The sequence below is a fragment of the Aliidiomarina sp. genome, assembly GCF_022565475.1.
Taxonomy (GTDB): domain Bacteria; phylum Pseudomonadota; class Gammaproteobacteria; order Enterobacterales; family Alteromonadaceae; genus Aliidiomarina.
The window spans coordinates 80,369-99,696 of sequence record NZ_JAIUMR010000006.1 but is presented as its reverse complement, the minus strand read 5'-3'; the positions used below and the strand labels follow the sequence as shown (position 1 = coordinate 99,696).

The following is a 19,328-nucleotide window of genomic DNA, read 5'->3' as shown; positions in this document are numbered from 1 at the left end:
AATAACAATTTGGGCGACTGACACAAACATCGGGACACATCGATGGTGACAGCAAGACCTTTTGCAAAACAGCAACTTCATCAGGGATTTGCACATGACTACAGCACGCAAGAGCAACCGGCGCGAGGAAATCCTCGGCACGCTGGCACATATGTTGGCGACTTCGATCGGCCAACCCATCACCACGGCGAAACTGGCCGCTGAAGTGGGTGTTTCCGAAGCAGCGCTATATCGCCATTTTCCATCCAAGGCACGGATGTTTGATGACTTGATCACCTATATCGAGGACATCCTGCTCGGTGGCGTGAATAAAGTACTCGAGAACGAAAAGCAGACCTTACCGCGCGTGGAACAAATCATTCATTTGATTTTACGCTTTGCTGAGCAAAGTCCAGGAATGACCCGCGTGCTCACTGGCGATGCCCTCATGGGCGAGAACGAGCGATTACGCGCTCGCGTCGTTAGCTTATTTGAGCGTTTAGAAAGCCAAATTAAGCAAATTCTTCGCGAGCGACGGATGCGTGAAGGTGTTCAGTTCAATAGTGACGAAGGCATGTTGGCCAATATCATTATGGCGTACGCTGAAGGTAAGTTAAGCCAATATGTGCGCTCGAGCTTTAAAAAGAAGCCAACTGCAGAGTTTGCTGTACAGTGGCAGTTACTCGAACAACAACTACTGAGCGCTTAGATTTTCATCATATTGCACAAATTTCAATCATGGGCTAGATCTTAACAAAACAACAAAGGATTTAGCCCATGCCTGCATTTACTCGCCTATTCTTATTGCTGCTGCTCTGTGCAGCGTTCTCAACATCGGCAAATGATGATTTCACAGCCCTCGCTGACAAGTTAGCGCGCGAGCAACCGCCACAAGCAATTGCATCGCATGTAGCCAATTGCAATTCCGGCAATGCCGTTAGCTGCCGTCAGGTTGGGATGTATTACAACCAAGCCAAAGCGCCCGCCGATTATCCACTTCGCATCGCCTATTATTTCCAACGCGGTTGCCAAGGGTTCAGTCTTGATCCAGCCGCTTGCGTTTATTTAGCCGAGATCTATGAACGAGGTCTGGGTGTCACAGCGAATGCAGAAAAAGCCTTTCAAGCAGTCAGTTCACTCTGTAACTTGATGCAGGATCCAAGAGGCTGCGCTATGTTTGGTCGTTATCTCCAAGATGGCGTTGGCACCCCAGTGAACCTCACCCAAGCACTCCGTCATCTGCGAACTGGTTGTGATGGCAATCTCCCAGAGGCTTGTTTTCGTGCAGCAGTAATCCTTGAAAGCGGCGACGCCGGTGAAGTGAATCGCGACCTTGCCGCGCATTACTTTGGTGCCAGCTGTATTCGCGGTGTCGAATTGGGCTGTCGGCGCTTTCAACGTTTAGGTTTTTCAGACGCAGAACTTCCAAGTTTTTATACCACTGCATTGGCGCAACTGAACGCCACTGCATCCCGATACGTCGTCAATCTCGTCGGGGAAGTGCCCGCACCCACCATTGACCCAGCGGATTTAACTGTGCACAAATCCAACGACATATTTGCGCCATCACCAACCTGCAGCGAGCCCGTCATGCGCGCACAAGCGCTGCAAATCAATGCAGACGATAAGAGTGAACAGCGTGTGAAACTTACACTTACACGAGGAGGTGGTTTTCATGGTCTTCCGTTTATGTTGGTGCGAACGGAGCTTAGCAATGGTCAAGCACATTGGCATTGTCTCAGTGCCGAGGGCGCCGAGATTAGCAGTCACAATGGTATGCTAGTCTACTTAGGAACAAACGGAAGAGGCGGTTCGATAACACTTAACGCCTCGCGTTGATCGCGAGGCGTTAGTCTCTGGGTGCAGCGACGCTCTCGCTGGTCTGCGCGCGGGCAAGTAAGTCTTGGGCGACTTGCATCGGCTCTTTGCCTTCGTACAGAACTTTATAGAGCTGCTCCGAAATTGGCATTTCGACGCCATGACGCTTCGCTAACGCCACCACTTCGCGGGTGTTGCGATAACCTTCAACAGCCTGACCAATCTCTGACATCGCTTGTTCAACCGTTTTTCCTTGGCCAATAGCCAAACCGAAACGGCGGTTGCGTGACTGGTTGTCGGTGCACGTCAATATCAAGTCACCGAGACCGGCCATACCGGTAAAGGTTTCGGCTTTGCCACCTAAAGCAAGGCCTAGACGAGTCATTTCCGCGAGCCCACGGGTAATTAATGCGGTGCGAGTATTTGCTCCAAAACCTAAGCCATCCGCCATGCCCGCACCGATGGCAATCACATTTTTGACCGCGCCGCCAAGCTGCATACCAATGAAATCATCATTTAGATACACGCGGAATGAGCGATCACAGTGCAAGGCCTTGGAAAGTTTTTCGACAAAATCGGGTTGGTTCGCCGCCACCGCAATCGCGGTCGGCATCCCTTTCGCCATTTCTTTGGCGAACGTTGGACCTGAGAGCACCGCAAGGGCACGCTCATTGCCAAGAATATCGGTCGCCACGTCACTCAGCAAACGACCAGTTTCTGGCTCCAATCCTTTGGTTGCCCAAGCAACGCCGGCGTCTGGGCGTAAGTGCGGAGCAATCTGCTGCAGAACTTCAGCAAAGCCGTAGCTCGGCACGACGACTAAAATAGTGTCCGATGCTTGTACCGCTTTGATCAAGTCTGGCTCGAGTTCAATTCCATCAGGAAACGCACAACCGGGTAAGTAACGTGAGTTCTCACCCGCTTGCTGCATTTCGCGTACCTGTTCACTGTCACGCCCCCACAATATTGTGCGTTGGCCTTTTCGAGCGATACAGATAGCAAGGGCGGTGCCATACGACCCCGCCCCTAATACGGTCACTGACGACATATCTGTCACAGTCGGTGTCCGTTGCTTACGCGTCAGCTTGTTGCGCTTGAGCTTGCTGCTCTTGCTGCTGCATGTGCTGAGCAAACACAGCGTCAAAATTGATTGGCGCTAAGTTCAACTGCGGGAAAGTACCCTTAGTGACAAGTGCAGAGACTGCTTCACGCGCATATGGGAACAAAATTGTTGGGCAGAATGCGCCAACGGTGTGAGCCATCGCTTGCTCTGGAATGTCTGCAGGAATCGTGAAAATACCAGCTTGAGCAACTTCACAGAGAAACGCGGTTTCGCCATCAACGACATTTTTCACGGTTAAAGTCAGAACAACTTCGTGAACACCGTCTTCAAGCTTGGTGTTGTTCACGTTCATGTCTACGCTTAACTCTGGCTTCCACTCTTTGCGGAAGATGGTTGGGCTATTCGGCGCTTCAAACGAGACGTCTTTCACGTAAATGCGTTGAATTGAGAACTGCGCGCCAGCTTGCTGTTCGTTTTGTGCTGCGCCATTTGCTTGGTTGTTTTGCTCTTCAGCCATTGTACTTACCTGCTTTAACTTAAAGTGATGAAATGAAATTTATACGTCGCCGCACTGCGTTCAGGAGCGATGCTACTTCTTCTTTTTTTGTTGTTTTTCTGGAGCCTTACTCACCGGTAAGCTCGCTCCTTGCCATGCTTGCAAGCCACCTTGCAGCACATACACCTGAGAAAATCCTGCTTTGACCAAGGCCGTTGCAGCGGTCCGCGCAGTGTTTCCGTAGTTGCATACGGTTACAATGGGGGCATCTTTGAATTTCTCAAGGGTTTTAAAGTCACCTGCACGAACTTTTTCCATCGGCAAGTGCTTCGAACCTGTAATATTCGCTTTACTGAATTCGTCAGCTGAACGAATGTCGACAAATAGACCACCACGATTCACCTTGATCACTGCTTCTTGCGGTTTTAAAGGCTGTATCGATGAAAAACGTTTTTTCGCGATATCCATCACCAACATGACAAATACAATTAGCCACAACGTGCTGAGAATGTAATGTTCCATGGCGAACTGGAATAATTGTTCCATGATCTCTCCTGTAATTCTGCTTTCTGACCGCACGCTTAAAAATGCGTTCAAAAGTTTGCGCAAGAGTATACCTTCTCAGCTCTCAGATGCCAGTAAAATCTGTAGTTTTGAGGTGCTTCTATGCCCTAAATACGTTAAACTTAGGGAATATTTTTCGGAATGATTTTCATTTCGTAGCCTTCTTGGTTTTAACGTCGAAAGAGGAGCTCACATGGCCGCCACGCAGACTGGTAAAAAAACGCTAGCCCTGTTGATTCTTGATGGTTGGGGTGCCCGCGAAGCGGCTCCTGACAATGCGATTGCCGCTGCTCATACACCCAATCTCGATCGTTTATACCAGACTGTTCCCAATACCCTGATTGATGGCTCGGGCATGGCCGTCGGCTTACCCGATGGACAAATGGGTAATTCCGAAGTCGGCCACGTTAACTTAGGTGCGGGCCGGATCGTCTATCAGGACTTTACCCGCATTACTAAAGCAATTGAAGACGGCGACTTTCAAGCTAATCCAGTGTTACTCGCTGCCCTCGATAAAGCCATCGCTGCCAACGGGCGCGTACATATCATGGGCTTATTGTCGCCAGGTGGTGTGCATAGTCATGAAGACCATTTACTAGCGATGGTGAAATTCGCGAAAGAACGCGGTGCCGATGAGGTTCTGGTTCATGCATTTTTGGATGGTCGTGATACCCCACCGCGTTCGGCGATGACGTCTATTGAGCGCTTTGAAAAAGCATTTAAATCGCTACCCGGTGCGCGCTTCGCCAGCCTCTGCGGCCGTTATTTTGCGATGGATCGCGACAATCGCTGGGATCGTGTTGAGAAAGCATGGCGGTTACTTACGCAGGCAGAGAGCGAGTTTCATGTGCACTCCGCCGTTGACGGTTTAGAGCAAGCCTATCAGCGTGATGAAAGCGACGAATTCGTCAAGCCCACTTGGATTGGCGAAGCAACGCCGATAACCAACGGCGACGCGGTATTTTTCATGAACTTCCGAGCCGATCGCGCCCGTGAACTGACCCGCGTCTTTGTCGATGCTGAATTCGACCACTTCGATCGCAGTCCACGACCGCAACTTGCCGATTTTGTCATGTTGACCGAATATGCGGCCGATATTCAAGCGCCGGTAGCCTACCCGCCTGAGTCACTCGACAATGTGCTCGGTGAATGGCTCGCCAAGCACAACAAAACTCAGTTGCGTATTTCTGAAACCGAGAAGTATGCACACGTCACTTTCTTTTTCAGCGGCGGCCGTGAAGACACATTTGCTGGAGAAGAACGGGTACTCATCCCTTCACCGCAAGTGGCGACTTACGATTTGCAGCCGGAAATGAGCTCAGTAGAACTCACCGACGCCTTAGTTGAGGCCATCGACAGCGGTAAGTTTGACGTTATTATTTGTAACTATCCGAATGGTGACATGGTCGGCCACACGGGTAACTTTGAGGCTGCCAAGCAGGCCTGCGAAGCGGTTGATCTGGCAGTCGGGCGTGTTGTCGAAGCACTGCAACGAAACGGTGGTGAGTGTTTGATTACGGCTGATCATGGTAACGCTGAGCAAATGAATGATCACCAAACGGGTCAATCGCACACCGCACACACCAGCAACCTCGTGCCCTTGCTTTATGTTGGCCGCGAGGCGATGCCGATTGAAGGTGGTCGTTTATCGGATATTGCCCCGACCATGCTGCATTTACTGGGTATGGAGACGCCGCCAGAAATGACCGGCAAAGTGCTCATGCAACTCAAAGGATAAGATGCGCATGCAACGCAATCGTGTGCTTCACATGGCTCATAAGGTGCCTCCGCGCGCTGCACGATTGCGGTTGCCTGCATATGTTCAGCAGGGTTTGCTTACCCTCACAATCAGCGTCATGATTTTCCTTGCTGCCGGAGCACAGCCGAGTCACGCCAATGATCCACGTGCCGAGCAAGCGCGTGCAGAGCAGCAACTCGCTGCCCTGCAACGCGAGATTCAACAACAACGTCGCGCAATCGAGCGGCGGCAAGAACGTTTATCGCGCACCGAGCGCGAGTTACGCGAGTTAGAGAGCAAAGTGCAGCAAGCGAGCCAAGCTGTGCGGCAAACTGAATTGCGCATCGCTCAGGTTGAAGGTCATATCTATGAGCTTGAACAAGAACAAGCTCGCCTGCAAAGCGAAGTAGAAACGCAAGCGAACTTACTTGCAGATCAAATTGAATCGGCTTATCGCAACGGTGACGAAGGCTTTCTAAAAATGCTGCTGAACCAACAGAGTCCTGCTCGCTTTGAACGAATGCTCGCTTATTATGAATTCCTCAATGAAGCCCGTCTTGCGGAGTTAGAGAAGCTTCACAGCCTCGAAGCACAACTCAAAGAAGTGCAAGCAGAAGTTGAATCGCAGCGGCAAACCCTCGCCAGCACCTTTCGTCAGCAACAACAGCAACGGGAAACCTTGGCCAAGCAGCAACAGGAACAACAGCAATTAGTCGCTCGCTTGCAACGCGAACAGCAGTCGGACGAGGCGACCTTGGCCAACCTATTGCGTAACGAGCAAGAACTCAATGACCTCCTTGCTGCCCTGCAACAAGTACTCGCACAACAAGGTATTCAACTCGATGGCTTGGCTAATCTCCGTGGACAGCTTACTTGGCCGGTGACGGGTTCGCTGCGACATAGTTTTGGCCAGCAACGCAGCGGCCAAGTGCGTTGGCGTGGGGTTGTGATGAATACCGAGCTGGAAGCGCCAGTGAAAGCCATTGCCGATGGTCGCGTCATTTATTCCGATTGGCTGCGCGGTTTTGGCATGGTCGTGGTCATTGACCATGGTGAGCATTACATGAGTCTATATGGCTACAACCAAGCACTACTGAAGAACGTTGGTGAACCTGTGCGTCGTGGTGAAACCATTGCCCTGGCAGGGCAAAGTGGCGGGCAGCGTGAAGCCAGTTTGTATTTTGAAATCCGCCACGAAGGCAACCCGATTAATCCCGCACCTTATATGCGCCGCTAACTTGATCTGACCGCGTCGGACGTTAATTAACGTTCGGCATGTCCGTAGCAGTCGCCTGTTCTAAGTCCAGAAGCAAAATAAGTGCCTCGTCTCGATGGGTACCACACACGTATGCTTGAGCGGTAAAGTCAACACACACTTTAGGACGCTCTGGCAAACCAAACAGCCGACACAAATTGTTGTCATCAAGCTGGACACACCGAGTATTTGCTGGTTTACCGTTAGGCATCCCTGGGATTGGACTTGAAATGGATGGCGCAATGCAGCACGCCCCACATCCTTTACGACACTCCAATTTCTGTCTCCATCACAGCTCTAAAAACAAACAAGCCAGCATTGCAGCTGGCTTGTTCAAGTTCGTTCCGACGTGAAACAAAGACTTATTGCATTGCTACACGTAATTTCTTCATCGCATTCGCTTCAAGCTGACGAATCCGCTCTGCAGACACTTGGAAGGTCTCCGCTAAGTCATGCAAGGTAGCCTTATTACCATCGTCTAACCAGCGAGCGCGAATAATTTCTTGGCTGCGCTCGTCCAAGCTCGCCAAAGCTGAACTTAAACGGCGATTCGCTTGCGCTTCCCAGTTTTCCGCTTCAACAGTCGCGGCAACATCTGACGACTTGTCTTCTAAATATTGTGAAGGCGCAAATACGGTTTCATTGTCGTCATTATCATCCACACCGGCGTCAAAGGCTGCGTCATGGGCGCTCATACGCGACTCCATTTCCAGCACTTCCGAACTACTGACACCAAGCTCCTGCGCAACCGTATTCACTTCATCGTGCGTGAACCAGCCTAAACGCTTCTTCGCTTTACGCAAGTTAAAGAATAATTTGCGCTGTGCTTTCGTGGTTGCAACTTTAACGATACGCCAGTTGCGCAAGACATATTCATGGATCTCAGCTTTGATCCAATGCACAGCAAAAGACACTAAGCGAACACCAACGGTTGGGTCGAAGCGTTTAACCGCCTTCATCAACCCGATATTCCCTTCTTGAATTAAATCAGCTTGCGGCAGGCCATAACCTTGGTAACTGCGTGCGACATGCACGACAAACCGCAAGTGCGACATGATCAGCTGCCGTGCAGCTTGTAAGTCGCCACTTTCCTGTAAACGCTCAGCCAGTGATTTTTCTTCCTCTGCACTGAGCATCGGAATACTATTCACCGATGCGATATAGGCTTCCAAGCTACCCGTGCGGGGAACCATCAAGGCCATTGATTCAGAATGTGCAGTCATTTACTACCCTCACTTCAAGCGAACCGAATCTATGTTTCACAAAAATTAAGACCGTTAAACGCGTCAAAAGTTCCGCAAAATGCGCTTTCCAAAGCACTTCCGGTACGTTAAACCATCCCTCATTCTAACAAAGAAAATCACCGGTGCAAGCGGGTTATAACTTAACTTTGTAACGAATTGATGACACGCGTATTTTACGTCGGTTCAATAGCCGCCACATGGCGACGAACAGCAATCCATGAACCCAGCAAACCCAAGACAATTGCCACTAACCAAAGCACCATCATTTCGCTAAAATCCAGACCTGCCAAGCGGAAGCTGCTGTCATACAATGCGGTCAGCTGCGCGACCGAAGCGCTAATCCACCACACCATTAACGTGGTACTAATCCAAGCAATCACGCCACCAATCACGCCATACCAAAACCCTGTGTACAAAAATGGGCGCTGGATATAGGCATTGGTGGCGCCGACCAATTTCATAATCATAATTTCGTCGCGCCGATTTAAAATCGCTAAACGAATGGTGTTACCGACAATTAATACGACCGCTAGTGACAATAAGATCGCCAGTGCAGCGAGGCTATTCTCGACGACATTGACGATGGCCTGCAAACGTTGCAACCATTGCAAGTCGAGTCGCGCGGAATCTACTTCTCGCTCCTGCTCAAGTACGCCCAATAGACGTTGGGCACGTTCGGAACTGCGATATTCGGGAACAGGTACAACAACGAGCACATCAGGCAACGGGTTTGATTGTAAGTAGTCCAGTGCGCTGCCAAATCCCGAGCTTTCTCGAAATTCACGTAAGCCGGCTTCACGGTCGATTAAGTTCACCGTTTCAACTTCGTTCATCAGCCGCACACGTTCACGAAAGGACTGAATTTCTTGCGTTTGCAGGTCCTTTCGTAAGAACAAACTGATTTCGGCAGCCTGATCCCATTCACCCGTCGCTGACTGAGCGTTTTTCACCACCACATATAAGGTCGCAGGTAGGGTTAAACTGAGACCAAGCACAGCGATGGTCATCAAGGACGCCCAAGGCGTCCGGCTTAATTCACCGAGACTGCCAATACCCTGCTGTAGGTTGGTCACGAAGAACATCACCAGCCGCCGCCAGAATGAAATTTTCACACTGCGGGCACCGCTCGACTTTTTGCTGGAACCGCTACTAATCAATCCCATGACGGCAACTCCTCGCCTAGCGGATCAAACTGACTTCCAGCTAAACCGTCATCAATCATGAAGCCATCTTTCAAAACCAAGTTACGATGGCGCATGCGAGCGACTAGAGCGAGGTCATGGGTCGCAATTAAAACCGACACGCCCACTTGGTGGAAGGACTCAAAGAGTTGCATGATTTCAAGCGATAATTTCGGGTCAAGATTTCCAGTCGGCTCATCCGCCAACAGCAGCGGTGGTTTATTGACGATAGCCCGAGCAATACCGACACGCTGTTGTTCACCACCCGAAAGCATGATCGGATACTTGCGTTCATGGCCGCGCAAGCCGACTTTGTCGAGTGCTGCTTGCACCCGCTTTTTCGCTTCCGACTGGGTAAACCCTTCGATGTACAACGGCAGCGCGACATTATCAAACACCGTTTTGTCCATCAGCAAGCGATGGTCTTGGAAAATCATGCCGATATCGCGGCGTAAATAGGGAATTTGCCGGCTTTTTATTTTATTCAGATCGTGGCCGTTAATGAGTACTCGGCCTAACGACGGTCGTTCCATCAGCGCGACCAAACGCAATAAGGTACTTTTACCAGCACCGGAGTGACCAGTAAGAAACGCAAGTTCTCCGGGGGGCAACTCGAAGGTCACCTTTTTCAGGGCTTGGAAGCCTCCCGGATAGGTTTTACTGACTTGCTCAAAGCGGATCATTGGCGACTATGCCTCTTGTTGTTATTGCGCTGGAGCAGTTAGGGCGTCTTAAGCGTCAGCACCCTTCTCGTTTTGATTAAATAATGCGTCGACAAACTCGGTGGCGACAAACGGACGCAAGTCTTCCAGTGATTCACCGACGCCGATATAGCGAATCGGGATCTTAAACTGATCGGCCAACGCAAAAATCACACCCCCCTTTGCAGTACCGTCGAGTTTCGTCATCACGAGGCCGGTCACACCCACCGCCTCGTTAAATAATTTCGCCTGACTTATGGCATTCTGACCTGTGCCGGCATCAAGGGTCAAGAGCACTTCGTGTGGCATCTGCACATCAAGCTTTTTCATGACCCGAGTGATTTTCTTTAATTCTTCCATCAGATGCGCTTTGTTCTGCAAACGTCCCGCCGTGTCTGCAATCAACACATCGACTTTGCGTGCTTTCGCAGCTTGTACGGCATCAAAAATAACCGAAGCGCTATCCGCCCCCGTATGTTGTGCGACCACAGGAATTTGATTGCGCTCACCCCAAACTTGCAGCTGCTCAACCGCTGCGGCTCGGAACGTATCGCCTGCCGCGAGCATCACTGACTTACCTTCGTTTTGAAATTGACGTGCGAGTTTGCCAATGGTGGTGGTTTTGCCGACGCCATTAACGCCGACCATAAGAATCACGAATGGCCCTTCGCTGTTCTCCATGCTCAGCGGCTGCGAGACCGGCGCTAACAGTGCGGCCATGTCTTCTTTCAACTTACTGTACAGTAACTCGGCATCTTTCAATTCTTGGCGTGAAGCATGGTCGGTCAGATCGTCGATGATCTTGCGCGTGGTCGCCACGCCAACGTCGGCCATCAGCAAATGGGTTTCTAAGTCTTCAAACAATTCGTCATCAATTTTTTTGCCGACAAACAGGTTAGCTAAACCTGAACCCAGCGATGACGAGGTTTTTTGTAAGCCTTCACGCAAACGCTGCCACCAACTTTTCTTGGCGGGACGTTCGGCGGTTGCTGTTGGCTCTGATGCAGGCGCAGAGGTTGCCTCTGTTGCAGATGAACGCTCGGCGGCATGCTCGGTGGCCATTGCCGGTTCGACTTCAATCTCAACGTCTACAGGTTCGTTGGCAGCAGTCGTTACCACTTCCGCGGATTGTTCTTGCCGATAGTCAGTCTTTACACCCGCAGCCGACTCTTGCATTGCGGTTGCAGCATCATCCACCGCAGAAGGTAGCTCTTTTTTGGGCGCTGAAGGCTCTTTACTGGGCGCTGAAGGCTCCTTTGTGTCCGCTAAAGGCTCCTTTGTGTCCGCTAAAGGCTTTTCCGCGTCAGCCAGCGGCGTTTCGCTAACGATCGGATCGGGCTTCTGTTCGTCGTGTTTTTTACGACCAAATAAAGAGGAAAAAAATGAACCTTTCTTTGCCATGTGCAACTTCTTCTCATACTCATTCTGATGACCAAATATACTATCACGAGCGCACCTTGATGTGTACGTGCGGATCGCAGAGAAAAATGACAGTTTGGTCGCCAACAGGCTACAATAGCCGCGATTCCAACCAAGTACAGAAAGGCAACTGTGAAGAAAACAAGCCCACGCACAAATGGTAAAAACGGACAAATCCGCATCATCGGGGGGCGCTGGCGTGGCCGCAAACTGACCGTCGCCGATTTACCCGGATTACGGCCAACGACCGATCGGGTTAAAGAAACCGTATTCAATTGGCTCCAGTTTGAACTGCAGCAGGCACGGGTTCTCGATGCGTTTGCCGGCACGGGTAGTCTAGGTTTAGAAGCGCTGTCACGCGGTGCCGAGCAAGTTATCTTTATTGAGAAATCAGCGCAAGCCGCTCGGCAGCTTCAGCAAAATTTAGCGGTTTTGCAGGCGCAAGCAAACAGCCACGTTATCACCACCGATGCCATTCAAGCCTTGATGAATCTGCAGATTCTGTCTGAACAAGACGCTTTTGACGTTATTTTTCTCGACCCGCCTTTTGGTCAAAACTTACTGCAGCCCTGCCTTCAGCTTATTCACGAGCGTAAGTTGAGCAAACCCGGTCGCTTTATCTACATTGAAACCGAAAAAGGCTTACAGTACACCACGCCACCACATTGGTTGCTGTATCGCGAAAAGCAAGCAGGTCAGGTGCTTAGTCGACTCTACATTACTGGTGAATACGAAGAGGAACCGCTATGAAGTACGTGATTTTAATCGGCAAAGTTGTATTTATCGGTATTTGGGGGTTTCTGATCGGCGCATTGTTTTTCGCCTCAAGCAAAGGTCAAGTGGCGTTATTTTCGTTGTTATTGATGATTTTAAGCCTGCTGCATGTGTTGCAGGTATTTATCTTCTATTCGGCCTTCCACCAACCGCTGAAAAACAAAGGCTTAGCGGTCAGCGGCAAAGACTATGTGGCCATCTTCTTTTTTGGTGTCATCGGTTGGCTGATGGCATTGCAAAAGCGCAATCAGCTGGATAGTCAAAACAAGGGCTAATGGTTTAAATTAAAGCCCCAAATTCGATATGCCTTCTTCACGAGCAATCGTGCGCATTTCCCGCACGGTATCTTTGTCGACATCGACAACGTCTTCAAGAAAATCAATCATGGCTTGCTGAATATCAATTTCGTACGCCATCAGAGGATGTTGCTCGATCTCAACAGCGCGTTGTCCAGCATCGTCGATTTCAGCGAGCTCGCCCAGCTCGAGAAAATGCGCCACTGAGCCTTGCGAAATCTTGGCGACATCGAGGCAGGGAATTGGATCACGGTCGTCTAATCCTTGCAGCAATGAACTCAGCGCTGTGCAGGCGGCAATGGCTGGATACATGCCGAGCACATCAAAGTCCTGTTCATTGGGTGTCACTTCTTCGAGTTTTTCCTGCCACCGTTGCCAGTCGCTACCTTTATTCACCGCCAACTTATCCCATGCCGCGTTGAGTGCTCCGCGCAACACTTTGCTGTCACCGAAGCCGGTACTGTCCGCAAAGCGGTCGTAGTTTGGCAGCATACGTTCACACAAATACGCCGCTAGGGCCGCTTGTTGGCGATAATCAAGGGCGCGAATGCGCTGAAAGGTTGTCTTTTTAGCCATTTAAAAGCCCCGTTTGTTCAATGTAAGCAACAATCCCGTCGAGGAACATTTGCACCGCAATCATCACAAGTAAAAGACCCATAAGACGCTCAACCGCATTCAAGCCGCGTTGACCCAGAGCCCGCAAAACGAAATTGCTAAATAGCAGAATTGTCGCCGAAATTGCCCACGCAGAAACGCTTGCAAGGGTCCAGTCAAACATCCGATCGGGCGACTGACTCGCTAATAAAATTAACGTCGCCAACAGCGAAGGTCCAGAAATCAGTGGTATAGCGAGCGGGACAATAAACGGCTCGTCACCCGCAGGTAAACCCAACACGCCACCTGGCTGTGGGAAAATTAATCGCAGCGCAATGATGAATAGAATAATACCACCGGCAATGGTGACCGCTTCTTGACGCAGGCCTAACGCATCGAGCAAAGCGCTGCCAAGGTACAAAAATAGCAACATGAAGAACAAGGCAAAGAGCAATTCACGGATGAGTACTTTGCGACGGCGTTTGGGATCCACATGGCGTAAAACCGAAATAAAAATCGGTAAGTTACCCAGTGGGTTCATAATTAACAGCAACGTGATCGCCGCGGTCAACGTATCCATGTCTGCTCCTTAAACAAAACTGGCCTGCTAACAGTAAGTTATTGTACTCTAGAAGCATAGTTTACGGCCAGTTAAGCGGAGTTTTAATTGTGACAGGATGGCAAAACCTTGCCGGTAGTGACGCCTTGAACCTTGCTTTCATTCAGCGAGCCGATAAATTGATCGCGCCTTATATCGTACAGACTCCCGTTTTAACCAGCCCTATTCTCAATGAAATTGCTGGTGCCGAGCTGCACTTTAAATGCGAAAACTTACAGCATACCGGCGCCTTTAAGTTTCGCGGCGCAATGCATGCACTCCTGCACTTAACCGCAGAAGAGCGCGCCAAGGGTGTGTTCACTGTGTCGTCAGGTAATCATGGAGCGGCACTCGCTGCAGCGGGTCGCGAACTCGGTATTCCGGTGCGCGTCGCTGTACCCAACAATGCGCCAGCGGTCAAAAAACAGAATATTGCCCGTTCCGGTGCGTTAATAACTGAAATTGAACCCGGCATGGCTGCCCGTGAAGCCATCGTGCAGCAGTGGCGCGAGGAAAGTGGCCTGCCGTTCATTCCACCTTATGACCATCCCTATATTATCGCTGGTCAAGGGACTGCAGCGCTGGAGCTACTTAAAGTTGAACCGGATTTAGACGTATTGCTTACCCCTTTAGGCGGTGGCGGTCTACTGTCGGGTAGCGCCATGGTTGCGCATAGCCAAGGTATTGCCGTGTATGGCGTCGAGCCCGAATTGGCGAGCGATGGTGCCGCGTCCTTGCACAGCGGTAAAATTCAGCCGGCAATGCCGCCGCGCAGTATTTGTGATGGGCTATTAACCAGCTTAGGTGAGCATACGTTTGCGGTGATTCAAGAGCGCGTGAACGATATCCTGGTGGTCAACGAGCAAGAAATTATCGACGCCATGCGGTTAATTTGGCAACACCTGCATCTTATCGTTGAGCCTTCTTCTGCCACTGTGTTTGCTGCCGTCTGTAAGTATCGCGAACGCTTTCACGGTCAACGACTTGGCTTAATTCTGAGTGGTGGCAATGTCGCAGTGGCTCACTTACCTTGGCCAGTGCAGCGTTTGCATCTTCAAGCGGAGTAACAGCTTCTTATGGCAACAAAAACGGTCAATTGGAATACGATTTCGGGTCCAGAAGTTTTGGTCGACAGTCAAAAGAGCAAGCGTAATATCGAACGTATGCGCGCTAAGGCTGCGCACGCCAAAGTCGCCTTGCGACCACATTTCAAAACCCACCAGTCGGTCACGGTCGGACGTTGGTTTGGGGCTCCAACTGACACGCCAATTGCGGTGTCGTCGGTGGCGATGGCGCGGACATTTGCTGACGCTGGCTGGCAGGACATACTCATTGCAATTCCGTTAAACCCGCGCCAGTTGCCTGCATACAATCGCTTAGCTCAGGAGGTAAAGCTCGGGCTAACCATTGAACATGACGATGCTTTAAAAACGATTCGCAGTCTGCAACACCCGGTCGATGTCTATGTTGAAGTTGACGCTGGTTATGGTCGCACCGGCATTTCCTGGCGTCAGCACGAACGCATTGATGCGTTGTTACAACAAGCTTCAGGGGTAGCGTCCGTGCGCCAAGTCGGTTTGTTATTGCATGCAGGGAATAGTTATCAAATGCGCGGTGACAGTGGTATTGCTCAGGTTCACAACGAAAGTTTAAGCCGCCTTGCGGAACTTGTGGAACGCCTGCAGTTTCCTCGTGAGCAGCTGCGCATCAGTGTCGGTGACACACCAACCTGCAGTCGCATGAGTGAATTTCCTGGCGCTGACGAAATTCGCCCCGGTAATTATGTATTTTATGATCTGATGATGCAGCGCATTGGCGCTTGTGACTGGCAAGACATCGCTTTGGCCGTCGCTTGCCCAGTGATCGCTCGTTACCCAGAGCGCGGTGAAGTTGTCATTCATGGTGGTGCTGTGCACTTTAGCAAAGACTTTGTCACCATCGACGGTAAACCTTGCTATGGCCAAGTCATGCACATGACCGCAAGCGGCTGGGCTGGTCCTGTTGTCGGTGCAGAATTACGTGGGTTGTCGCAAGAGCATGGCAAGGTTAAAGTGCCCGACGCCATGATGAAAGAACTGAAGTTGGGCGATTTGCTGCTGATTGTGCCGGCGCATTCATGTTTAGTCATGGACGCCGCAAAAGGCGAATGTCGGGTTATTTAAACTGCGACATTCGCCCTGATGCTACAACGTCACATGCCGAGAATAATTATTTGGCAAATAGATTGGCCAAATCCGCAAAGGCTTTGAATTCCAGCGCATTACCTGCAGGGTCATAAAAGAACATGGTGGCTTGTTCGCCCGGCTGTCCTTGAAAACGCACGTAGGGCTCGATCACAAAATCGATACCCGCGGCACGCACCTTGTCGGCCAATGACTGCCAGCTGTCCATATCCAATACCGCACCAAAATGCGGCACCGGAACGTCATGGCCATCCACCGGATTAGTCACCGGCGGCAACAAACGCTCTGGAGCAACATGAGTGACCAGTTGGTGACCGTAAAAATTCCAGTCAATCCAATGGTCACTACTGCGACCCTCTGCACAACCGAGCAACTCACCATAAAACGCCCGCGCTTTCGCTAAGTCGTCCACCGGAATTGCGAGATGAAACGGAGGGATCGCCATTACATTTTCTCCAACGCTTGTTGCAGGTCGTTAATTAAGTCTTGGGTGTCTTCGATACCCACAGAAATGCGCACGAAATTGTCATGAATACCCAGTTTCTGACGGTTTTCTGCCGGAATCGAGGCATGGGTCATAATCGCCGGGTGCTCGATTAAGCTTTCCACGCCACCTAAAGATTCAGCCAACGCAAAAATTTCCACGGCCTCAAGGAAGCGACGTGCCGACTCTAAGTCGCCATCGAGGAAAATCGAAATCATGCCACCGAAACCACTCATTTGCGCTTTCGCTAACTCGTGTTGCGGGTGACTCTCAAGACCTGGGTGAATGACCTGACGCACGCGCGGGTGTGCTTCCAACCACTTGGCGATTTCCAGTGCCGCCTCGTTATGGTGCTTCATTCGCAACGCTAAAGTCTTCACGCCACGGAGCGCAAGATAGGAGTCGAATGGACCCGCTACCGCACCAATTGAGTTCTGTAAAAACGCCATTTGTTCTTGCAGATCTTCGCGCTCGCCAACCACAGCGATACCACCGACCATATCCGAATGGCCATTCAAATATTTCGTCGCCGAGTGCATCACAATGTCCACACCCATTTCCAGTGGCCGCTGGTTATAAGGCGTTGCAAACGTGTTGTCGACCACCACAATCATGTCGGGGTTGTGTGCGCGTGCACAGGCAACAACCGCTTTAATATCGACTAATTTCAGCATCGGATTGCTTGGTGTTTCCACCCACAGCATCCGGGTTTTCGGGGTGAACGCCGCTTTTAATGCCGCTAAATCGGTTAGGTCGACGTAACTAAAGTGCAAACCTGCTGAACGACCACGAACTTTGTCGAACAAGCGGAAACTACCACCGTACAAGTCGTCCATGGCAACCACGTGATCGCCGCTATCGAGCAATTCAAGAATGGTCGAGGTTGCCGCCATACCTGAGGCAAATGCATAGCCCCGTGTGCCACTTTCTAAATTGGCCACCGCACGCTCCCACGCAAACCGGGTTGGGTTCTGTGAACGCGAATACTCAAAACCGGCATGCACGCCTGGGCTTGACTGAATATAGGTCGAGCTGGTCACAATCGGTGGCATGACCGCGCCGGTCGTTGGCTCCGGCTCCTGACCACCGTGAATGGTGCGGGTTGCAAAACCTAAATGGTCGGTATTACGCATGTTATCCACCTCTTAATCTAAATCTTGAGCGGCAAGCCACTCGTCATTGAAAAACTTCGAAAGGTAGCGACAACCGGTGTCGCAAGCGAGTGTGACGACGCGCTTCGGTTCCGTTTGTTCACGGCAGTAACGCAGCGCGGCAGCAATGAGGGTACCGCTTGAGGAACCAACCATAATGCCCTCTTTTAGCAATACTTCTCGCGCCACGGCAAACGACTCTTTGTCGCTAATGCTATACGCTTTGCCTGCCAACGCGATGTCGCAAATGACTGGAATAAAGTCTTCGCCAATGCCCTCAATGCGCCAGCTACCCGCTTCAACTTCTTTACCTTCGTTGATCAACGGCGCCAAAATTGACCCGTCTGGATCTGCAAGAACTAAGTCAACATTTGGGTTTTGCTCGCGCAAATAACGGCCAACACCGGTCAAAGTGCCGCCTGAACCAACCCCACACACAAACGCATCAAGTTTGCCTTCCATTTGCTGCCACATTTCTGGTGCAGTCGTTTCATAGTGCGCTTTCACGTTGGCTGGGTTTTCAAATTGATTGATATAGAAAGCACCACGCTCTTTCGAAATACGCTCGGCCATGTCCTGATAATACTCTGGGTGGCCTTTTTGCACGTCTGATCGCGTTTCAATTACTTCCGCACCTAAAGCACGCAAGTTATACAGCTTCTCCCGGCTCATTTTATCCGGCAGAACAATAATCAACTTATAACCTTTTTGCGCCGCCACGAGCGCCAAGCCCAAACCAGTATTTCCTGCGGTTGCTTCAATAAGGGTGTCGCCTGGCTTGATTTTGCCTTCGGCTTCAGCGGCGGCAATCATCGAAACAGCGATGCGGTCTTTAATTGAGGCGCCTGGGTTTTGCGTTTCTAACTTCAAATACAATTCACACGGGCCGGTGTCGAGATGGTTCACTCGGACCATAGGTGTGTTGCCGATCATTTCCAGGGCATTTGCAAAAACCTTCATGTGTTCGCCTCTTTCGCTTAAATAAATATAAAGTTGCGCATATTCTACTCGACTCGTGCCTGAGTATCTATGCGAATCCGGCATAAGCCATACCTTTTGTCGACGGCGTTTTGCGGTTAGAATGGTTAGTTACACTACAAAACAAAGAGGAACGATCGATGCGCTTAACCAAATTGCACCTTGCCGTTGTTGGTGCCACAGTAGCCCTTGCGGCCTGTACGCCCGCTGCGGAAGACCCGCAAGACGTATTTTTTAATACCATTGCCGAGCATTGTGGTAACGCTTATGAAGGTCGCGTCACCTCGGGCAATCCAGAAACCGATGCCACGTGGATGAATAACCGAATCGTCATCGAAGTTCGTGAATGTACGGAAAATCGGATTCGTATTCCGCTGCATGTGGGCGATAACCACTCACGCACCTGGATTATCACTCGCCTGCCACAAGGTGGCCTTGAACTAAAACACGACCATCGTTTAGAAGACGGTAGCCACGATCCGATGACGATGTACGGTGGCTCAACAGTGACCCCAGGCACGCCGACTGCGCAAGCTTTCCCAGCTGACGAGTACAGCAAGCAGTTGTTTACCGAGCTGGATGCCACGGTATCAATTACCAATACGTGGTGGCTGTCATTCCCAGACGAGAACACGATGCGTTATCGTTTGTCACGTGAGAACCGAGAGTTTCATGTCGATGTCGACCTGAGCTCGCCGTTGCCAGCGGACGATTTCCCACCTCTGCCATGGGGCTGGGAAGATCACTACCAGTACTAATGACCCTGCCGACAGTTTGTAGGCAAACTGTCGGCAAATTTCTTCCGTGGCCAT

22 protein-coding genes are annotated in these 19,328 nt (G+C 50.8%); 9 read left to right on the top strand and 13 right to left on the bottom strand.

All coding sequences use genetic code 11. From position 1 onward, the window contains the following. The first annotated feature begins 94 nt into the window (after positions 1 to 94). Positions 95 to 688 (top strand): nucleoid occlusion factor SlmA, encoded by a 594-nt coding sequence (gene slmA, locus LAT77_RS06965; RefSeq protein ID WP_290563841.1) that lies wholly within the window; start codon positions 95 to 97, stop codon positions 686 to 688. 68 nt (positions 689 to 756) lie between these two features. Further along, positions 757 to 1,818, top strand: a complete 1,062-nt coding sequence (locus tag LAT77_RS06960; protein ID WP_290563840.1) for a tetratricopeptide repeat protein — start codon at positions 757 to 759, stop codon at positions 1,816 to 1,818. Positions 1,819 to 1,828: 10 nt separating this feature from the next. Here the strand turns inward: LAT77_RS06960 and gpsA are convergent, their stop codons facing one another. The 3 genes from gpsA to LAT77_RS06945 all read right to left on the bottom strand — a co-directional run bounded on the left by gpsA (position 1,829) and on the right by LAT77_RS06945 (position 3,902). Then, the gene (gene gpsA, locus LAT77_RS06955) at positions 1,829 to 2,845 is read right to left on the bottom strand and encodes an NAD(P)H-dependent glycerol-3-phosphate dehydrogenase (protein WP_290563907.1); all 1,017 of its coding nucleotides are present in this window, start codon (positions 2,843 to 2,845) and stop codon (positions 1,829 to 1,831) included. Positions 2,846 to 2,870: 25 nt separating this feature from the next. Continuing rightward, on the bottom strand, positions 2,871 to 3,377 hold the full coding sequence (gene secB, locus LAT77_RS06950; protein ID WP_290563839.1) for a protein-export chaperone SecB: 507 nt from the start codon (positions 3,375 to 3,377) through the stop codon (positions 2,871 to 2,873). Positions 3,378 to 3,449: 72 nt separating this feature from the next. Continuing rightward, a complete protein-coding gene (locus LAT77_RS06945; protein ID WP_290563838.1) occupies positions 3,450 to 3,902 on the bottom strand; it encodes a rhodanese-like domain-containing protein in 453 nt (150 codons plus the stop codon). Between the two features lie 211 nt (positions 3,903 to 4,113). Between LAT77_RS06945 and gpmI the strand changes: the two genes are divergently transcribed. Continuing rightward, positions 4,114 to 5,658, top strand: a complete 1,545-nt coding sequence (gene gpmI, locus LAT77_RS06940) for a 2,3-bisphosphoglycerate-independent phosphoglycerate mutase (protein ID WP_290563837.1) — start codon at positions 4,114 to 4,116, stop codon at positions 5,656 to 5,658. A 7-nt stretch (positions 5,659 to 5,665) separates the two neighbouring features. Continuing rightward, positions 5,666 to 6,895, top strand: coding sequence for a peptidoglycan DD-metalloendopeptidase family protein (locus LAT77_RS06935; RefSeq protein ID WP_290563836.1), 1,230 nt, complete (start codon positions 5,666 to 5,668; stop codon positions 6,893 to 6,895). A gap of 22 nt (positions 6,896 to 6,917) precedes the next feature. Here the strand turns inward: LAT77_RS06935 and LAT77_RS06930 are convergent, their stop codons facing one another. The 5 genes from LAT77_RS06930 to ftsY form a co-directional block, all read right to left on the bottom strand. Then, complete coding sequence (locus LAT77_RS06930) at positions 6,918 to 7,190, bottom strand: YkgJ family cysteine cluster protein (protein ID WP_290563835.1); 273 nt, start codon at positions 7,188 to 7,190, stop codon at positions 6,918 to 6,920. Positions 7,191 to 7,275: 85 nt separating this feature from the next. Beyond that, positions 7,276 to 8,136, bottom strand: coding sequence for an RNA polymerase sigma factor RpoH (gene rpoH / locus LAT77_RS06925; protein ID WP_290563834.1), 861 nt, complete (start codon positions 8,134 to 8,136; stop codon positions 7,276 to 7,278). Between the two features lie 194 nt (positions 8,137 to 8,330). Beyond that, positions 8,331 to 9,320, bottom strand: coding sequence for a permease-like cell division protein FtsX (gene ftsX, locus LAT77_RS06920; RefSeq protein WP_290563833.1), 990 nt, complete (start codon positions 9,318 to 9,320; stop codon positions 8,331 to 8,333). Beyond that, positions 9,311 to 10,021, bottom strand: a complete 711-nt coding sequence (ftsE, locus tag LAT77_RS06915; protein ID WP_290563832.1) for a cell division ATP-binding protein FtsE — start codon at positions 10,019 to 10,021, stop codon at positions 9,311 to 9,313. Before ftsE ends, ftsX begins: the two co-directional genes overlap by 10 nt. A 48-nt stretch (positions 10,022 to 10,069) precedes the next feature. Next, positions 10,070 to 11,440: a signal recognition particle-docking protein FtsY gene (ftsY, locus tag LAT77_RS06910; protein WP_290563831.1), complete on the bottom strand. Its 1,371-nt coding sequence runs from the start codon at positions 11,438 to 11,440 to the stop codon at positions 10,070 to 10,072. A 150-nt stretch (positions 11,441 to 11,590) separates the two neighbouring features. Between ftsY and rsmD the strand changes: the two genes are divergently transcribed. Further along, entirely contained in the window at positions 11,591 to 12,208 is a 618-nt protein-coding gene (rsmD, locus tag LAT77_RS06905) for a 16S rRNA (guanine(966)-N(2))-methyltransferase RsmD (RefSeq protein WP_290563830.1), read from the top strand. Further along, positions 12,205 to 12,507 (top strand): DUF1145 domain-containing protein, encoded by a 303-nt coding sequence (locus LAT77_RS06900; protein ID WP_290563829.1) that lies wholly within the window; start codon positions 12,205 to 12,207, stop codon positions 12,505 to 12,507. Before rsmD ends, LAT77_RS06900 begins: the two co-directional genes overlap by 4 nt. A gap of 9 nt (positions 12,508 to 12,516) precedes the next feature. Here LAT77_RS06900 and LAT77_RS06895 read toward each other — a convergent pair whose 3' ends face one another. Further along, positions 12,517 to 13,104 carry a YjaG family protein gene (locus tag LAT77_RS06895; protein WP_290563828.1) on the bottom strand — a complete coding sequence of 196 codons (588 nt, stop codon included), beginning with the start codon at positions 13,102 to 13,104 and terminating at the stop codon, positions 12,517 to 12,519. Then, a complete protein-coding gene (locus tag LAT77_RS06890) occupies positions 13,097 to 13,702 on the bottom strand; it encodes a YhgN family NAAT transporter (RefSeq protein WP_290563827.1) in 606 nt (201 codons plus the stop codon). The genes LAT77_RS06895 and LAT77_RS06890 overlap by 8 nt, the downstream gene beginning before the upstream one ends. An 89-nt stretch (positions 13,703 to 13,791) precedes the next feature. Here LAT77_RS06890 and LAT77_RS06885 point away from each other — a divergent pair, with 89 nt between their 5' ends. Together LAT77_RS06885 and LAT77_RS06880 are read left to right on the top strand one after the other, a co-directional pair. Then, a complete protein-coding gene (locus tag LAT77_RS06885) occupies positions 13,792 to 14,787 on the top strand; it encodes a threonine/serine dehydratase (RefSeq protein ID WP_290563826.1) in 996 nt (331 codons plus the stop codon). Positions 14,788 to 14,796: 9 nt separating this feature from the next. Then, positions 14,797 to 15,882, top strand: a complete 1,086-nt coding sequence (locus LAT77_RS06880; protein WP_290563825.1) for an alanine racemase — start codon at positions 14,797 to 14,799, stop codon at positions 15,880 to 15,882. A gap of 46 nt (positions 15,883 to 15,928) precedes the next feature. On the opposite strand, the gene LAT77_RS06875 is transcribed toward LAT77_RS06880, so the two are convergent. From LAT77_RS06875 to LAT77_RS06865, 3 genes are read right to left on the bottom strand one after another with little or no spacing between them, the layout of a single operon-like run. Beyond that, on the bottom strand, positions 15,929 to 16,348 hold the full coding sequence (locus LAT77_RS06875; protein ID WP_290563824.1) for a VOC family protein: 420 nt from the start codon (positions 16,346 to 16,348) through the stop codon (positions 15,929 to 15,931). Next, complete coding sequence (locus LAT77_RS06870; RefSeq protein WP_290563823.1) at positions 16,348 to 17,520, bottom strand: PLP-dependent aspartate aminotransferase family protein; 1,173 nt, start codon at positions 17,518 to 17,520, stop codon at positions 16,348 to 16,350. The genes LAT77_RS06875 and LAT77_RS06870 overlap by 1 nt, the downstream gene beginning before the upstream one ends. Positions 17,521 to 17,532: 12 nt before the next feature. Next, entirely contained in the window at positions 17,533 to 18,498 is a 966-nt protein-coding gene (locus tag LAT77_RS06865; RefSeq protein ID WP_126791723.1) for a PLP-dependent cysteine synthase family protein, read from the bottom strand. Between the two features lie 158 nt (positions 18,499 to 18,656). Here LAT77_RS06865 and LAT77_RS06860 point away from each other — a divergent pair, with 158 nt between their 5' ends. Continuing rightward, a complete protein-coding gene (locus tag LAT77_RS06860; RefSeq protein WP_290563822.1) occupies positions 18,657 to 19,274 on the top strand; it encodes a hypothetical protein in 618 nt (205 codons plus the stop codon). Positions 19,275 to 19,328 lie beyond the last annotated feature (54 nt).

What these genes read in the sequence shown, in the direction of transcription:
- LAT77_RS06875 (WP_290563824.1), bottom strand. Translation starts at nt 16,348, where the DNA reads ATGGCGATCCCTCCGTTTCATCTCGCAATTCCGGTGGACGACTTAGCG.
- LAT77_RS06880 (WP_290563825.1), top strand. Translation starts at nt 14,797, where the DNA reads ATGGCAACAAAAACGGTCAATTGGAATACGATTTCGGGTCCAGAAGTT.
- slmA (WP_290563841.1), top strand. Translation starts at nt 95, where the DNA reads ATGACTACAGCACGCAAGAGCAACCGGCGCGAGGAAATCCTCGGCACG.
- secB (WP_290563839.1), bottom strand. Translation starts at nt 3,377, where the DNA reads ATGGCTGAAGAGCAAAACAACCAAGCAAATGGCGCAGCACAAAACGAA.
- LAT77_RS06890 (WP_290563827.1), bottom strand. Translation starts at nt 13,702, where the DNA reads ATGGATACGTTGACCGCGGCGATCACGTTGCTGTTAATTATGAACCCA.
- ftsE (WP_290563832.1), bottom strand. Translation starts at nt 10,021, where the DNA reads ATGATCCGCTTTGAGCAAGTCAGTAAAACCTATCCGGGAGGCTTCCAA.
- LAT77_RS06960 (WP_290563840.1), top strand. Translation starts at nt 757, where the DNA reads ATGCCTGCATTTACTCGCCTATTCTTATTGCTGCTGCTCTGTGCAGCG.
- gpmI (WP_290563837.1), top strand. Translation starts at nt 4,114, where the DNA reads ATGGCCGCCACGCAGACTGGTAAAAAAACGCTAGCCCTGTTGATTCTT.
- rpoH (WP_290563834.1), bottom strand. Translation starts at nt 8,136, where the DNA reads ATGACTGCACATTCTGAATCAATGGCCTTGATGGTTCCCCGCACGGGT.
- LAT77_RS06945 (WP_290563838.1), bottom strand. Translation starts at nt 3,902, where the DNA reads ATGGAACAATTATTCCAGTTCGCCATGGAACATTACATTCTCAGCACG.
- LAT77_RS06895 (WP_290563828.1), bottom strand. Translation starts at nt 13,104, where the DNA reads ATGGCTAAAAAGACAACCTTTCAGCGCATTCGCGCCCTTGATTATCGC.
- gpsA (WP_290563907.1), bottom strand. Translation starts at nt 2,845, where the DNA reads ATGTCGTCAGTGACCGTATTAGGGGCGGGGTCGTATGGCACCGCCCTT.
- LAT77_RS06900 (WP_290563829.1), top strand. Translation starts at nt 12,205, where the DNA reads ATGAAGTACGTGATTTTAATCGGCAAAGTTGTATTTATCGGTATTTGG.
- LAT77_RS06860 (WP_290563822.1), top strand. Translation starts at nt 18,657, where the DNA reads ATGCGCTTAACCAAATTGCACCTTGCCGTTGTTGGTGCCACAGTAGCC.
- ftsY (WP_290563831.1), bottom strand. Translation starts at nt 11,440, where the DNA reads ATGGCAAAGAAAGGTTCATTTTTTTCCTCTTTATTTGGTCGTAAAAAA.
- LAT77_RS06935 (WP_290563836.1), top strand. Translation starts at nt 5,666, where the DNA reads ATGCAACGCAATCGTGTGCTTCACATGGCTCATAAGGTGCCTCCGCGC.
- LAT77_RS06870 (WP_290563823.1), bottom strand. Translation starts at nt 17,520, where the DNA reads ATGCGTAATACCGACCATTTAGGTTTTGCAACCCGCACCATTCACGGT.
- LAT77_RS06865 (WP_126791723.1), bottom strand. Translation starts at nt 18,498, where the DNA reads ATGAAGGTTTTTGCAAATGCCCTGGAAATGATCGGCAACACACCTATG.
- ftsX (WP_290563833.1), bottom strand. Translation starts at nt 9,320, where the DNA reads ATGGGATTGATTAGTAGCGGTTCCAGCAAAAAGTCGAGCGGTGCCCGC.